General features: G+C 41.3%; 11 protein-coding genes. 2 read left to right on the plus strand and 9 right to left on the minus strand.

Features of this window, described 5'->3' with window-relative positions; all coding sequences use genetic code 11:
* The first annotated feature begins 20 nt into the window (after positions 1 to 20).
* On the plus strand, positions 21 to 1,691 hold the full coding sequence (locus ESA94_RS04000; RefSeq protein ID WP_129129556.1) for a beta-N-acetylhexosaminidase: 1,671 nt from the start codon (positions 21 to 23) through the stop codon (positions 1,689 to 1,691).
* A 96-nt stretch (positions 1,692 to 1,787) separates the two neighbouring features.
* On the opposite strand, the gene ESA94_RS04005 is transcribed toward ESA94_RS04000, so the two are convergent.
* The 7 genes from ESA94_RS04005 to ESA94_RS04035 all read right to left on the minus strand — a co-directional run bounded on the left by ESA94_RS04005 (position 1,788) and on the right by ESA94_RS04035 (position 7,925).
* Positions 1,788 to 2,183, minus strand: coding sequence for a hypothetical protein (locus ESA94_RS04005; protein ID WP_129129557.1), 396 nt, complete (start codon positions 2,181 to 2,183; stop codon positions 1,788 to 1,790).
* A 68-nt stretch (positions 2,184 to 2,251) separates the two neighbouring features.
* On the minus strand, positions 2,252 to 3,376 hold the full coding sequence (locus ESA94_RS04010) for a TlpA family protein disulfide reductase (protein WP_129129558.1): 1,125 nt from the start codon (positions 3,374 to 3,376) through the stop codon (positions 2,252 to 2,254).
* 5 nt (positions 3,377 to 3,381) lie between these two features.
* A complete protein-coding gene (locus ESA94_RS04015; RefSeq protein ID WP_164972641.1) occupies positions 3,382 to 4,512 on the minus strand; it encodes a TlpA disulfide reductase family protein in 1,131 nt (376 codons plus the stop codon).
* Between the two features lie 10 nt (positions 4,513 to 4,522).
* Complete coding sequence (locus ESA94_RS04020) at positions 4,523 to 5,608, minus strand: TlpA disulfide reductase family protein (protein ID WP_129129560.1); 1,086 nt, start codon at positions 5,606 to 5,608, stop codon at positions 4,523 to 4,525.
* A 3-nt stretch (positions 5,609 to 5,611) separates the two neighbouring features.
* A complete protein-coding gene (gene hisIE, locus ESA94_RS04025; protein ID WP_262708015.1) occupies positions 5,612 to 6,250 on the minus strand; it encodes a bifunctional phosphoribosyl-AMP cyclohydrolase/phosphoribosyl-ATP diphosphatase HisIE in 639 nt (212 codons plus the stop codon).
* Positions 6,251 to 6,351: 101 nt separating this feature from the next.
* On the minus strand, positions 6,352 to 7,110 hold the full coding sequence (gene hisF / locus ESA94_RS04030) for an imidazole glycerol phosphate synthase subunit HisF (protein ID WP_129129562.1): 759 nt from the start codon (positions 7,108 to 7,110) through the stop codon (positions 6,352 to 6,354).
* Positions 7,111 to 7,250: 140 nt separating this feature from the next.
* Positions 7,251 to 7,925, minus strand: coding sequence for a C40 family peptidase (locus ESA94_RS04035; protein WP_129129563.1), 675 nt, complete (start codon positions 7,923 to 7,925; stop codon positions 7,251 to 7,253).
* A gap of 305 nt (positions 7,926 to 8,230) precedes the next feature.
* Between ESA94_RS04035 and dnaE the strand changes: the two genes are divergently transcribed.
* Positions 8,231 to 11,863 carry a DNA polymerase III subunit alpha gene (gene dnaE / locus ESA94_RS04040; protein ID WP_129129564.1) on the plus strand — a complete coding sequence of 1,211 codons (3,633 nt, stop codon included), beginning with the start codon at positions 8,231 to 8,233 and terminating at the stop codon, positions 11,861 to 11,863.
* Between the two features lie 9 nt (positions 11,864 to 11,872).
* Here dnaE and ESA94_RS04045 read toward each other — a convergent pair whose 3' ends face one another.
* Positions 11,873 to 13,429: a glycoside hydrolase gene (locus tag ESA94_RS04045; protein WP_129129565.1), complete on the minus strand. Its 1,557-nt coding sequence runs from the start codon at positions 13,427 to 13,429 to the stop codon at positions 11,873 to 11,875.
* A gap of 21 nt (positions 13,430 to 13,450) precedes the next feature.
* Positions 13,451 to 15,538 (minus strand): glycoside hydrolase family 43 protein, encoded by a 2,088-nt coding sequence (locus ESA94_RS04050; RefSeq protein ID WP_205755903.1) that lies wholly within the window; start codon positions 15,536 to 15,538, stop codon positions 13,451 to 13,453.
* Between the last annotated feature and the right edge of the window lie 57 nt (positions 15,539 to 15,595).

Raw genomic sequence — 15,595 nt, forward strand, 5'->3', positions numbered from 1 at the left:
AACAAAAAACAAACCAGCAGATGAAAAGGTTTTTATCGATCATGCTTGCGTGTTGTACGCTTTGGGCTTCGGCACAGGAAATCAGTATTATTCCTCAGCCGCTCGAAGTAAAGCAACCACAAAAAGGAACCTACACCTTAAACAAAAAAATTACATGGAACAGTAATTTTTCAAACAGCAACGGCGATGCGGTGTTCAATTACTTCGCAGAGTACATGAAGAAGTATTATAACACCGAAGTGGTAGCCACAAAAGGAAAAGCAGACATCACTGTTTTGTCTACACGTATGCCTACAGGTGGTGGGTTAGCTTATCGTTTAAATGTTACTAAGAGCGGCGTCCGCATTGAAGCAAATTTTGACGAGTCAGCTTTTCATGCAGTTCAATCGTTAATTCAATTATTACCTGTTGCTCAAAACGCAACTGCAACTATTCCGTTTGTACAGATTTTTGATAAAGCCCGTTTCGACTATCGTGGTGTACATCTTGATGTGGGCCGCCATTACGAACCTGTTTGGTTTATTAAAAAGTATATTGATTATCTCGCATTGCACAAGATCAATACATTCCATTGGCATTTGACAGAAGACCAGGGCTGGCGTATTGAAATAAAAAAATATCCTGAGTTAACAACTATCGGCAGCAAACGTAACGGAACCATCATTGGCCGTTATCCCGGCAAAGGCAACGATAACAAACCACACGATGGTTTTTATACACAGGATGAAATTAAAGACGTTGTTGCTTATGCAAAAAGCCGTTTTGTTGAAGTTGTTCCTGAAATTGAAATGCCCGGTCATGGTAGTGCAGCGATTGCAGCCTATCCATGGTTAAGTTGTTTCCCCAAGAAAACAACTGAAATTCCCTTGAACATGGTATCGTTGAAAACAGTACAGGAAGCACAGCAAGGCCGCATAAAATTTGTACAGGAAACATGGGGCGTGTTTGATGATGTGTTTTGTGCAGGTAAAGAAGAAACATTTAAGTTCCTTGAGAATGTATTAGATGAAACAATTGCACTCTTCCCGTCGAAGTATGTGCATATCGGTGGCGATGAATGTCCGAAGACACATTGGAAACAATGTCCGAATTGCCAGAAGCGCATGAAAGATCTGAACCTGAAAGATGAACATGAACTGCAGAGTTATTTTATTCAGCGTATTGAAAAGTATCTGAATGCAAAAGGCAAAACCATTATTGGCTGGGATGAAATTCTGGAAGGTGGTTTAGCTCCGAATGCACAAGTGATGAGCTGGCGTGGTGAAGCGGGTGGTATTGCTGCAGCAAAAGAAAACCATTATGTGATCATGACGCCGGGCAGTCACATGTACTTCGATCATAAACAAACAGCAAATGAAGATTCAGTAACAATCGGTGGTTTTACAACGGTACAAAAAGTGTACACTTACGAACCTATCCCGAAAGAGTTACCTGAAAGTCAGTGGAAGTTTGTACGTGGTGCGCAAGCAAATGTTTGGACCGAATACATGAACAATACAAACAAAGTGGAATACATGATCTTACCACGTATGGCTGCATTAAGCGAAGTATTATGGACAGCAAAAGACAAACGCAATGCTGCCGATTTTGAAAAGCGTTTACTCGTTCAGTTTAAACGTTACGATCTGTGGGGAGCGAATTACAGCAAAGCATACTTTGACCCGAAGTCGACTGTTGAAGTGAAGAAATAAACATTCAAGGCACAATATACAAGGCACAAGAAAAAGCCGATGTTCGTAAATGAACATCGGCTTTTTAATTTAGCTGGCTTTATTAAGCCTATTAAACTACTTCTTTACTCGCATTAATTTCGATTCAACAGACTTCATATGTTCATTTTCTATGACCATCTCTCGATTGGTCAATTTTATAACTTTAAATTTTACAGGTAGGGGAACTTCATCAATCAGTAGAGAGAGTATGCCATTGGTCAAACTCCATTTGCCTTTTAGAGTTCCGGTATTATTCCAGCCTTCAGATTGTTTCGGCTGTTGATCTAAGCCCACTAAGATAAAAGTTGAATCGTTGTTAAGTATCAAATCTCTAAACCTTGCAACATTAGAATTTCCATTCTGTTCTTGCACAAATGCGTCAACAGGCCGCCAATGACCTACAATAGATATTTCTTGATTACAGGATGTTGTACAAACAAATGATACAATTATTGAAATAAAAACTCGCATTCGATCTAGCAAACAAAAGATTAAAAAGTCGATTCCCTTGTTCCTTGGGTTTTCTTACTTGCACCTCCTTACTTCAATATCTCTTCCAGCTTCTTCTCCAGCGCTTCGCCTCTTAAATTTCTTGCAACAACAACACCGTTGGGATCAACGATCATGTTGAATGGAACAGCTAGTACCCCAAACTGCAGAGCTGCAGCATTTTCCCAACCTTTCATATCTCCTACCTGTGGCCAGGTATAGTTATCTTCTTTTACTGCCTTGAGCCACTTATCTTTTTTTTCATCGAGCGTTACTCCTATGATTTCAAAATTACTGTTCTTGAAACGCTCATAAGCTTTCACCAGGTTTGGACTTTCTGCACGGCAGGGAACACACCAGCTTGCCCAAAAATCGATCAACACATATTTTCCTTTAAACGAAGAAAGACTGATCATTTTTCCATCTGCATCAGGTTGTGAAAAATCAGGTGCAGTTGCACCAACCATTGACCTCTTACCTACTTCGATCATCTCTTGTATTTTTTTCCCACTTTCAGTTTTTAGCAAAGAATCACTAAGCAATGAAAATGCAGGCAGCGCTTTCGTTACATCCATATCATACCCTAAAAAATTCTTTATTAAATACAACGAAATAGGCGAAGTAGTGTGCGCTTTAATAAACTCCATCTCTTCCAATGAAACCAAATCAGCATGCTTTTTTATTATCTCACTCAAAATCTGAGCAGGCTCACTTTGAGACGGATAATTTCTTTTCACATCATATATTTTCGCCAGCAATTCATTTATACCTATTAATCTTCTTTTATAAGATTGAAAATCATTCACAACATTCGTCCCGTTAACCTCTGCAAGCGATAATGTAGTTTTAGTAGTTACTGTTATTGTTCCTTCATCAAGAAACAGCTCTAGTGAATTTTGTGATAGCGTAGAAACAGAAATACTGTTTTCTGCAACCTGACCTACTTCACTTATCCTCAGCAAAGCTTTGATTGGAGCATCAATTGACCCAGTAATAACAAACTTCCCATTTGCAATTGCCACTTCCTTTTCTCTTTCACCACTACCCCACCTTAATTTTACATGGTATTTTTTTTCAGAAGAAGGTACAGTGCCAATTATCTTAAATTTTTTCTCCTGAGCTGAACTAATTAAACTTATCAGCATTAGAGATATGAACAGAAGCTTAGGCCGCATTTCATTTACTTTAATATTTCTTCTAACTTTTTCTCCAACGCTTCGCCTCTTAAATTTCTTGCTACAACAACACCATTCGGATCAACGATCATATTAAACGGTATACCCATTACACCAAACTGTCTTGCAGCTGCGTTTTCCCAACCTTTCATATCACCAACCTGTGGCCAGGTATAGTTATCATCTTTAATTGCTTTCTGCCATTTGTCTTTTGTTTGATCGAGCGACACACCGAAGATTTCAAAGTTTTTATTCTTGAATCGTTCGTATGCTTTCACCAGGTTCGGACTTTCTGCACGGCAAGGGCCACACCAGCTCGCCCAGAAATCGATCAAAACGTATTTTCCTTTGAACGAAGAAAGACTGATCATTTTTCCATTTGCATCGGGTTGTGAAAAATCTGGAGCAGTAACGCCCACCATCGACTTCTTTCCCACTTCGATCATCTCCTTTAATTCTTTCCCTTTTTCAGATGTACGCAGCTTTTCACTCAACAACAAAAACATTGGCTCTGCTTTAGCAGCATCCCTGTCCATGCCCAACGCCTGCTCTACCATAAACAATGCAACAGGCGATGCCGGATTGTTTTGAACAAATTTCAACTGTTCAACATAAATAAGCGACTGATGCAGGTGATACATATCCATCAGCGTGTTGGTTGCTTTCATGTTTTTTGTCTGGGCATAATCTGCATACACATCACCAATCTTATTTTCAAGATCCTGCAGACTCTTTGTCTGCTGCTGATATTTGTAATAATCATTTACCACAGCAGAGCCTTTTACTTCCGCATCATTCAATCCTGTTTTAGAAGTAATGGTAATAGTTCCTTCATCTAAAAACAACATAAGATTGTTCTTACGATATTCAGCCATATCAAACTTCTTACCGGGAGCAGGATTTGCTTCTTCAATGCTGATGGTTGCCAGCATTGGACCACTCACTTCTGCATTGATGGTAAATTTTCCATCAACCAGTTTCGCTTCTTCTGCACCGTTGCCGTTATTCCAGCTGAGCAATACGTTGTACTTTTTGGTATAAGAAGGCAGGTTGCCACTAATGGTAACTTTTTTATCCTGCGCCGTTACAGCAACTACTGTAAACAGGCTGCAAACAAACAAGAGCTGTTTTATCATGTACGAAATGTTATTTGAATAATTCTTCGAGGCGCATCTGCAGTTCTTCGCCACGTAAATTTTTTCCGATGATAACACCATCGGGTCCAATGAGCAGGTTCTGCGGAATAGAAGTGATCTTGTAAATGCGTGCAGCTTCGTTGTTCCAGAATTTAAGATCGCTTACATGTGTCCATGAAAGTTTATCCTGTGCAATTGCTTCTAACCATTTACCACGGTCACGATCGAGCGACACACCCAACACCGTAAAATTCTTTGCTTTGAATTTGTTGTAAGCTGCAACTAAATTAGGATTCTCCATACGGCAAGGGCCACACCAGCTTGCCCAGAAATCGACCAGTACATATTTACCACGAAACGATTGCAGTGAAACAGGGTTGCCCGATGTATCGGCCTGTGTAAAATCAACCGCTTCGTAACCAACAGCACCAATGCGGTTTTCTTTTACAATGCTTCCAACCAATCGACCAAAATAACTTTGCTGTGCAGAAGCTGTAAGCTGTGTGAACCGTGTATCCAATACTTCGGCCTGTTGAAAAAAGCTGTACGTAAAATAAAGCAGCAAAGGTGTTACTGCCGAATTATTATTTGCTGCAACATAGGCATCGGCCCTTGTATTGATTTCTGTTGCAAGATTGCGGATAAGATTGTACAACGAATCCTGTTTCATTTGCATAGCAGGGTTCGATAGTTCTCTGCCCAACTGATCAAGCTTCATAAAATAAGGATCGAAGCTGCCACGGAACTGCATAAACTCATCGTGTATTGCCGAGCCTTTTATAACTGCACGGTTCAATGTATCAATATGCCCGTTTACCTCTACATTGCCTCCATTCAAAAAAATACCCAGCGGTTGCGAAGCTCCATCAATTGTAATTACATAGATCGCTGCCTCCGGAACTTTGCCTTTGAGCTCAAAGCTTCCTTTTTTTATAACAGATTCCGCAAGCGTTTTACTTTCCGGACTATCCAGCTTTATGCTCACCTTCGCATTTTCCTGCGCCCCCCTGATGTTTCCTTTAATCGCAAAAGCCTGTTGTGCCTGCGTTTGCACAGCCACCATCATCAACAAACATATCGTTACAATGTACTTCATGATTTATCCTTTATGTGCATGGCGTTCTTTCAGCACATAGATCACATCCTGCAAAGAAACATTTTTAGCCCTTAACAAAACGATAAAGTGAAACATCAGATCAGCCGCTTCGCCTAAAAACAACTCTTCGTTGTTATCTTTTGCTTCAATTACAATCTCCGTTGCTTCCTCACCTACTTTCTGTGCAATTTTATTAATGCCTTTATCGAACAAACTCTTTACATAGCTTTTACCATCGGTGCTCTTACGACGCAGTTCAATGATCTCTTCGAGATACATTAAAAAATCATCGCTGTGATTTTTTTCGCTCCAGCAGGTATCAGCTCCTGTATGACAGGTTGGACCTTCCGGTTCAGCTTTTATCAGCAATGTATCCTGATCGCAATCGAGCAGCACCTGTTTTACATTTAAAAAGTTACCACTCTCTTCGCCTTTTGTCCACAACCGTTGTTTACTGCGACTGAAGAATGTAACCTTTCCTGTTTCTTCTGTTTTAACAAATGCTTCCTGGTTCATGAAGCCCAGCATTAGCACTTTGCTGGTTTTATAATCCTGGATGATGGCTGGTACCAGCCCGTCTTGATATTTTTTAAAATCCGGTTTCAACGTTGTTGATTTTTTATTTTTAGTTGATAGAAACACGGATAACGCTGATTAAAGCTGATTCAACAGATCAATTCTTTATCCGTTATCATCTGTAAACATCCGTGTCATCTGCGACTCTATTGTTTTCCCCCGCAAAGCTAAACCCTTACTGCAATATTTCTCGCCTTCAAATACGCTTTCAGATCAGCAATTTCAATTTCTTTAAAATGGAAAATACTGGCAGCCAATCCCGCATCGGCATAAGCCTGCTCAAACACATCAGCAAAATGCTGCATAGTGCCTGCACCACCGCTGGCAATAACGGGGATGGGCAATTCCTGCGACAAACGTTTGGTAATATCCAACGCAAAACCTGCTTTTGTACCATCGTTGTTCATACTGGTAAGCAATATTTCACCTGCCCCAAGTTCCACACCCTGCTTTGCCCAATCGATACATTTCATCTCCGTTTTGGTACGTCCTCCATTGAGGTATACATACCATTCACCGTCTTCCTCCTTCTTTGTATCAATGGCCAGCACACAACATTGGCTGCCTGCTGCCAATGCAATATCATTGATGAGTTGAGGATTTTTAAAAGCGGCTGTATTCACACTCACTTTATCTGCACCGGAGTTCAGCAACACACTCATATCGTCAACAGTACTGATGCCTCCCCCCACTGTAAACGGAATATTTACATGACGGGCAATACGCTTCACTAATTCGCTTAAGGTTTTGCGCTTTTCTACTGTAGCTGTAATATCAAGGAACACCAGTTCATCTGCACCCTGCTGTGCATACAAAGCACCCAGTTCAACAGGATCACCTGCATCACGCAGGTCAACAAAGTTGGTACCCTTTACCGTGCGGCCATCTTTTATATCTAAACAGGGAATAATGCGTTTTGTTAACATATTTTTTTCGTGGTTAGGTATGCCATATTTCCAATAGTCTGTAACCCTTCAATCTACCTGTTTAAATATGGCATACCTACTGATGCTTAAATAAAAAAGGCTTCAACTTAATTGAAGCCAAGCTTTTGCAAAGATAATGCTTATGGAAGTGGAACAGTGCCCGCAAGCCGTCCTGCTCCAATTAATTTACGGCTCCAGTAGGTTTCGTTCAGATCACTGATCATGACTCCCCCCGAAGTGGAAGCATGCACAAACTTATTGTTATGCAGATACACACCTACATGCGATACGCTTCCTCTAGTATTAAAGAACACCAGGTCACCTTCACGCAAATCGCTCATCGGTATCCAGGTAGTACTTTCTTTTTGTTCTCTTGCAGTTCGTGGTAATTGGAGTGCAAACACACCAAACATCAACGTTTGCACAAATGCAGAACAATCGATGCCTCGTTGCGTGGTTCCTCCTAAACGGTAAGGTGTACCCCACCATTCGTCGATGAGATTGTAAAGCGATTTATTCTGTAACGCCTCAACCGGCACATCTAAACGAATAGCATATTTAAACTGCTGTAACGAAAACAATTCGAGAGAAGCACTGTAACCACTGATTTCTTTTGTTTGAAAAGCGGTGCTGTTATTAACAGTAGAAGAACTGCCCACTTTTGCCCGTTTGTTCTCGGGCTTTACTTCGGGCATTGGTTCGGAAGCGGGTGCTTGTGAAACTGCTGTTTGCTTTGGCTGAAGCACACTCTTTACCATACTGCAACTACTGAGCAGAATGATGGCTGAGAGGTATGTAAACAAATGTTTCATCATGATATTGAATCTTTCAACACGGCGCAAAAGTAGCGACGCTGCCCTTTTTGAGCAAGAAACGAGCCAAATCGTCAATCGTTTAAAGATAAGCTTCTGCTGAAATGCTGACAAATTTTCACCCGGCCTTTTTTATAAAACGTTCATTTTGTGGATTTCTTATTCCTGTTTTTTCGAATGAGAACTACGAAATTTGACGCCTGAGTTGTCGAAGGAGAGAGATCGCATCTCGACTCCGCTCGATGCTCCGGGCAACGTCCTTCGACTGCGCTCAGGACTCAGGTGCGATTATTCACCCGTTTATCATTATGAGCAAATTTTCCCATTTACACGTTCACACACAATATTCTCTGCTCGATGGTGCTGCCCCCATCGGTTCGTTATACAACAAAGCCATTAATGATGGTATGCCTGCATTGGCCATTACCGATCATGGCAATATGTTCGGCGCTTTCCAGTTTGTGGCCGAGGCTTACAAGCATAAGAACGAAGATGGTTCTTTAAAAGTGAAGCCGGTTGTTGGCTGCGAATTTTACCTTGTTGAGAACAGACACGCCCGACAGTTCACGAAAGAACAGCGTGATAATCGCTTTCACCAGGTATTGTTGGCAAAGAACGAACAGGGCTATAAAAATTTAGTAAAGCTTACATCGCTTGGTTTTATTGAAGGCATGTACAGCAAGTATCCACGTATTGATAAAGAACTTATTCATAAATATCATGAAGGTTTGATTGCCACCACTTGCTGCCTTGGTGCCATGGTGCCGCAAATGATTTTGAACAAGAGTGAAGAAGATGCAGAGAACGAATTCAAATGGTGGTTAAATATTTTTCAGCAGGATTACTATGTGGAAATTCAGCGACATGGCATGGCCGAACAGGATAAAGTAAATGCAGTGTTGTTGAAATTTGCAAAGAAGTACAATGTAAAAGTAATTGCCAGCAACGATTCGCATTACGTAGATCAAACAGATTTTAATGCGCATGATATTTTGCTTTGCATCAACACAGGTGAAAAACAAAGCACGCCTGCCCTTCGTGAGTTTAGTGATGATGATGTGAATGTGAAGAACAAACGTTTTGCATTTCCCAACGATCAGTTCTATTTTAAAACAACTGCCGAAATGAAAAAGGTATTTGCTGATGTGCCAGAGGCCATCGACAATACCAATGAAATTGTAGATAAAGTTGAAGTACTGAATCTGAAGAAAGATATTCTGCTGCCTGCCTTTCCTATTCCAAAAGAATTCCAGATTCACAGCGATGCCAACTTAAATCAATGGGAATTTTTAAAACATCTTACCTACATCGGAGCAAAAGAGCGTTATGGCGAAATAACAGAAGAAGCAAGAGAACGCATCGACTTTGAACTCTTCACGATCCAAACAATGGGCTTCGCCGGTTACTTCTTAATTGTAAGTGATTTCATTAAAGCCGGTCGTGATATGGGTGTATTCGTTGGTCCCGGTCGTGGTTCGGCTGCAGGAAGTGCAGTGGCCTATTGCATCGGCATCACCAATATCGACCCTATTAAATACAATCTGCTGTTTGAGCGTTTCCTCAACCCCGATCGTAAATCGATGCCGGATATTGATACGGACTTTGATGATGAAGGTCGACAAAAAGTAATTGACTATGTAGTTGATAAATACGGTAAGGCACAGGTGGCACAGATCATCACTTATGGTACAATGGCGGCAAAGAGTAGTATTGCCGACGTTGCACGTGTAATGGATCTGCCTTTGCCTGAAAGCAGAGCTTTATCGAAACTTGTTCCGGAAAAGCCGGGCATTTCATTAAAGCGTGTATTGCATGCACCGCTTGCAGGTGAAAAAAGTTTATCAGAAAAAGAAGCACTCGGTCCTGATGAATTGGAATTGGTAAAACGAATTCGACAAGTGTATGATGGCGATGATCTGCCTGCAAAAATTTTACACGAAGCAGAGATCCTTGAAGGTTCTGTTCGTAACACGGGCATTCATGCGGCAGGTATCATCATTGCACCAAAAGATTTAACTGAATTGATTCCTGTTTGTACATCAAAGGAATCGGATTTGTGGTTAACACAAATTGAAGGAAGTGTAATTGAAGAAGCAGGTGTAATCAAGATGGACTTTCTTGGTTTGAAAACACTCAGCATCATCAAGAATGCGTTGCAGATGATCAAAGAAAATCATGGTGTGGAAATTTCAATTGATGAGATACCACTCAATGATGAAAAAGCATACGAACTCTATCAGCAAGGCTCTACCATTGGTACATTCCAGTTTGAAAGCGTGGGTATGCAGAAATACTTGCGTGAACTGAAACCCGATCAGTTCAGCGATTTGATTGCAATGAACGCCTTGTATCGTCCCGGCCCTATTGCGTATATCCCCAACTTTATCGATCGTAAACATGGCAAGGAAGCCATCAGTTACGATTTACCGGAGATGGAAGAATACCTCGCCGATACGTATGGTATTACGGTTTACCAGGAACAGGTGATGTTGCTTTCGCAAAAGATCGGTGGCTTTAGTAAAGGTGATGCCGACGTGTTGCGGAAAGCGATGGGTAAAAAACAAAAAGCTGTACTGGATAAAATGAAAAAACAGTTTGTGGATGGAGCGATGGCTAAAGGACATCCTGCAGACAAACTGGAAAAAATATGGACCGACTGGGAAGCGTTTGCACAATATGCCTTCAACAAATCGCACTCTACCTGTTATGCATTTGTGGCGTATCAAACAGCGTATTTAAAAGCACACTACCCCGGCGAATACATGAGTGCGGTGTTAAACAACGCAGGCGCTATTGAAAAGATCACCTTCTTTATGGAAGAGTGTAAACGTATGGGCATTAAAGTGCTTGGTCCGGATATTAATGAATCGCAAAATGGTTTTGCTGTAAACAAAGCAGGTGAGATCCGTTTTGGTTTGGGCGGATTGAAAGGTGTGGGTGAAGCAGCGATTGAAAGTATTATTGATGAACGTGCAAAGAAAGGTCCGTATAAAGATGTGTTTGATTTTATTAAGCGTGTGAACCAACGTACGGTGAACAAAAAATCATTGGAATGTTTGGTGTACGGTGGTGCGTTCGATTGTTTTAAAGAATATCATCGTGCACAATATTTTCATGTAATGCCCGGCGATACAGTGAATGCACTGGAACGCATCATCAGTTTCGGCAACCGTTTCCAGGCAAATGTGCAAAGCAATACCAACACGTTGTTTGGTGAAAGTATGATGATGGAAATACCTACACCTAAAATTGTGAACTGTGAAGAATGGACGTTAACGGAAAAGCTCGATCATGAAAAAGAGATCACCGGTATCTTCATCAGTGGTCACCCGCTTGACCATTTCCGTTTTGAATTACAGCATTACAAAATTTCTACACTGGCCGACTTTAATGAATTTAAAGAAGCGATACTGATGCATGCCAATCCATTCCAGACATTCCGTTTGGCAGGATTGGTAACAAGCCATCAGCAACGTGTAACCAAAACCGGAAAGCAGTTTGGCATTGCCATGATCGAAGATTATACCGGCAACACCGAGTTTGCTTTGTTTGGTGAAGACTTTGTAAAATTCAAAGATCATTTTACACCCGGTGCTGTGGTATTTGTTACGGGCGCCTTTAAAACACGCTGGAACAAGAGCGATGATTTTGAATTCAAGATCAGCCAGGTGCTGTTGCTGGAAACAGTAAAGCGTACCATGACCAAGCAGTTGATCGTAGATATAGAACCTCGTTTCCTCACCGAAGAGATCGTTGAGTTTTTTGAAAAGAATATTAAGAAGAATCCGGGTAAGATCAATCTCAAGTTTAATCTCTACGAACCAAAGGACAATTGGAAGATCAGCATCCGTACTGTAGAAAAAGGATTTGACATGAACGATGACATGAGTGCCTTTTTACTTGAACGTAATGAAATGAATGTAACAGTTGTAACCGCATAAGCTGAAGTGCTACAGATCAATCACCAATGTTGTGATTGATCTGGGGCTCAGCTGAAGAGAACGCAACGATTCCTCAACAGATGATTTCATGTTCTCTCCTGCATCTGCAGATGTAGTGTAGCGCTTTATTTGTTTCAGCTTCTTTACTCCCGGAAGTGTTACTGCAATATTTTTTGTTGATGTTGTGTAGTTGACGATCACCACCGTTACTGTCATTTCATTTGCAAATGCAGTCAGCATTATATCCTGTGCCTGCTGCACTAAGCTCAATCCATCGTTTCGTTCGGTAAAGATCCGTTGCATACCCGGTCTTACAAACCTGCTGTAATGACCGAGTGCCCACAGATTTTTTGTAACGGAGTAATCGGCGTTTTTATAATCCGCAATGTTCCGCAATGCAATTAGATTATAACGTGTTTCTGCCTCGGCACGACCGGGTTCCCATGCATTCCAGAAATGCCAGGCAGTTGCATTGGCTATTGTAAAATCGTGATGAATCATTTTGGCAAGGAACAAGGCGCAGTCCATTGACGATCGTCGCTCTTTCGACCCTTCTTTATATCCATCGCCCAACATGCTGTACTCCGATTGCCAGAACGATGTATTGTACTTCGCTGCTGTATCATGCAACTGTTTTCGCACGCTGATGATCGCACTATCGCCATGATCGGTAAAATAACTATGCCCTTCAATTACGTTGTGCAGATGTTGTAGGTTTCCAATGTACAATTTGCTATCCTTCGCATAAAACTGTTGCAGTTGTTTTGATGCATGATTGTTTCGGCTGTACAGATATGTAAGATCGCCTGCTTCTGTAACAAGAATTTTTGTGGTGAGATGTTGAGCCGTTAATGCACTGTCGAGTTTTACAGCGATCTTATAAATGTCTTTGTTATGCCAGGGCGAACCTTCCTGGTTCATACTTCCAAACTTTGCCGACCAATCCCACTGTGGTTCGTTTACCGGGCTGATGTAATTGAAACGAATGCCCTCTTTATCAAAATGAGCAAGCACTGTTGCTAAAAATCCAGCATAGTCGTTGTACTTATCATCGCTTAAGTTGGTAACAAAATCTTTTTGTGTGCGAAAGCCTAAACCGTTTTTTGTGAACTGAACAGGTGGCGTGTTAGAAAAAGCGATCAAGTCTTTTACGCCATACGCTACAGCTTTCTTTGTAAACCATAGATAACCTTCCTGCTTTGTCCAATCGTATGTGCCGTCTGGCGAAAGAAAACTTTCGACTCTGCGAAATGCATTGCGTATGCCGCTGCTGTCGCCTTGTTCAAACGTTCCTCCTCCGATATTGAAACGCCATGCAGAAAGACCAATACCCAATGGGTTGCCTGTTGAATCAAACGACTTACTGAATAGCAATTCTGCCATTCGTTCTTTTTTTTCTGCAAGCCAATACTTTCCTATTCCTTCGCTATACCATGCGCCGGATGCACCGATGTTCTCAATGGTTTGCGCTTTGTGTTTGAGATCGATGGTAAAAGTTACTGTTTGTCCTTTTGCAAAAAAAGCACCAAGCCAGACACAACAACAAAAAACAATACACTGCTTCAAATGATTGATCTTGATTTTTTATTATTCATTTACAATTACCAATGTAAAACAAGCACCGTCTTTACGATCGGGTCTTGTACCTGCTGCATCAGCAGAAGTCAAGCTTCTTGCATTCGGGTCTGCAAACAAATATTTATGTGTGGCCAAACTCATCAGCATCAAATCACCTTTCAACATATCCTGCCATTGAAAAAGAGAAGCAGTTCCCTGCTCTTCTTTTTCAATACGCACCTGTGCCAGTACGCCATCGCCTTTCACTGTCACAAAACCGTTGTTCAAAACAGATTGCAATGCAATACGGCCATTACCACGATCGAGCACACGAAACTGTACAGCCTTTGTTTTTGTTAAGGGATCGGCCGCTGCAAACGGACGAACAAAATCTTTCCAGTTGGCAAGAACGGTACCATCGGCTAATGAAGTAAGTGTAATAATCTGGTTGTATGGAATAGGCTTGGTTAATCCTTTCGAACGTGGCTCATCTACAACAAAGGAGTTAAAATCGGCATAACCTCCTTTTGCATTGCTGCTGTTATAATTGAACAAAGCATAACGCACTCCTTGGAATGTTCTTAATTGAAAAGGCATGATCACTGTATCGCCCAGCAATTGAAAATCGTTGCCATTTGTACTGTAAGCAAATCTTGCTTTGTCTGTATCAAAATTGCAATGTGCACGCAGCCATATTTTTTTTCCGTTGAACGAAACAGTATCGGCTTTACCCGTTTGTTGATTGAATGTTTTTAGCTGCAACCCTTCATTGCTTTTTACAATGCCGATCCATGCATAAGGAAGATTTAATAAAGCCAACCCTGCCGCATCACCTGTTTTCAACCCGGCGATTTCAATTTCAGTTGTTGCAATTGATTCCGGCCCGATGGCTCTTTGTGTTAATGAATTTCTTGCTTTCCAGAAATCTGTTGCAGGTGATGATTGTAACCGCAACGAACCTTTCTTTGCTGTTAACGACCATAACGAATCATTAGGCACATGATTCCATTGCCAGATGGGTTTCAATACTGTTGCAGAAAAATCATCGCTGCGTTCATAGGTTGCCGTTGGCTTCGATGAAAAACCGGTGTTGGGTTTTATCCATGTGCGTGGCGAACGTGTAAGATTACCGGGCAAACCAAAATAAGGCCAGCCATCTTTCCATGTTACAGGCGATAAACAGGTAACACGTCCTACAGAATTATAATCCATCATGCTCCATCCCCACCACTCACCTGTTTGTGTTTGTACAATACCACCCTGATGCATCGGTATACAACCAACATAATTTTCAACAGGTGCAACTAGTTTATACGGAGGTCCGTTACGTGTATCGTTCAAACGCCAGCCTGTACCAACACCTAAACTTTCTTCAGCACTCATTACATTTACTTCATAAGGACCTTCGGGTTTATCGGCACGCAAACAAACCTGGTAACAAAGCGGATCGTAATTGGTATTGGTGATATAATACTTGCCGTTGATCTTGTAAAAATGACAACCCTCTCCTGCGCCGCTTGATTTGCTGACGATTACTTTCTCTGTGCCGGGTTTTGTATCGGTAAGATCGTCTGTAAGCTCCGCCATCTTCACCTCATCGTAACCCCACACAACATATACCTTCCCGTCATCATCAAATAAAACCGACAGATCATGAAATGATTTTTTTAATGCAGTCTGTTTCCATGGTCCTTTTGGATTGGTTGCAGTAAACAATTGCGTTGTTTGTCCGTTTACATTCGTGAAAATGTAAAACATTCCTTTATAATAACGAAAGCAGGGAGCCCATATTCCCTGGCCGTAAATATCTCTGCCGTTCTGCAAACGGTATGCCGGGCTGAAATCAAGTTTGTTCACAGCGTAGGTGAGAAAAGTCCAGTTCACAAGATCTTTTGAATGCAGCACAGGTAAGCCCGGCATTGCATGCATCGTTGTACCGGTGAGATAATAATCATCACCCACACGAATCAGATCAGGATCAGAAAACTCATCGTAAAACAAAGGATTGGTAAATGTACCGTTGCCATTATCGGAAATCCATGTTGGCCGTTGTATTGTTTGTGAAAAAACAGAACAACACTGCACAAGCAACAACATCATTAAACTGACACAACGCATAACTGAATTATTTTATAACCAAAGTATTTATTTCGACGCTTACTGACAAATAAGATG

Source organism: Lacibacter luteus, assembly GCF_004118265.1.
In the GTDB taxonomy this organism is placed as follows: Bacteria; Bacteroidota; Bacteroidia; order Chitinophagales; family Chitinophagaceae; genus Lacibacter; species Lacibacter luteus.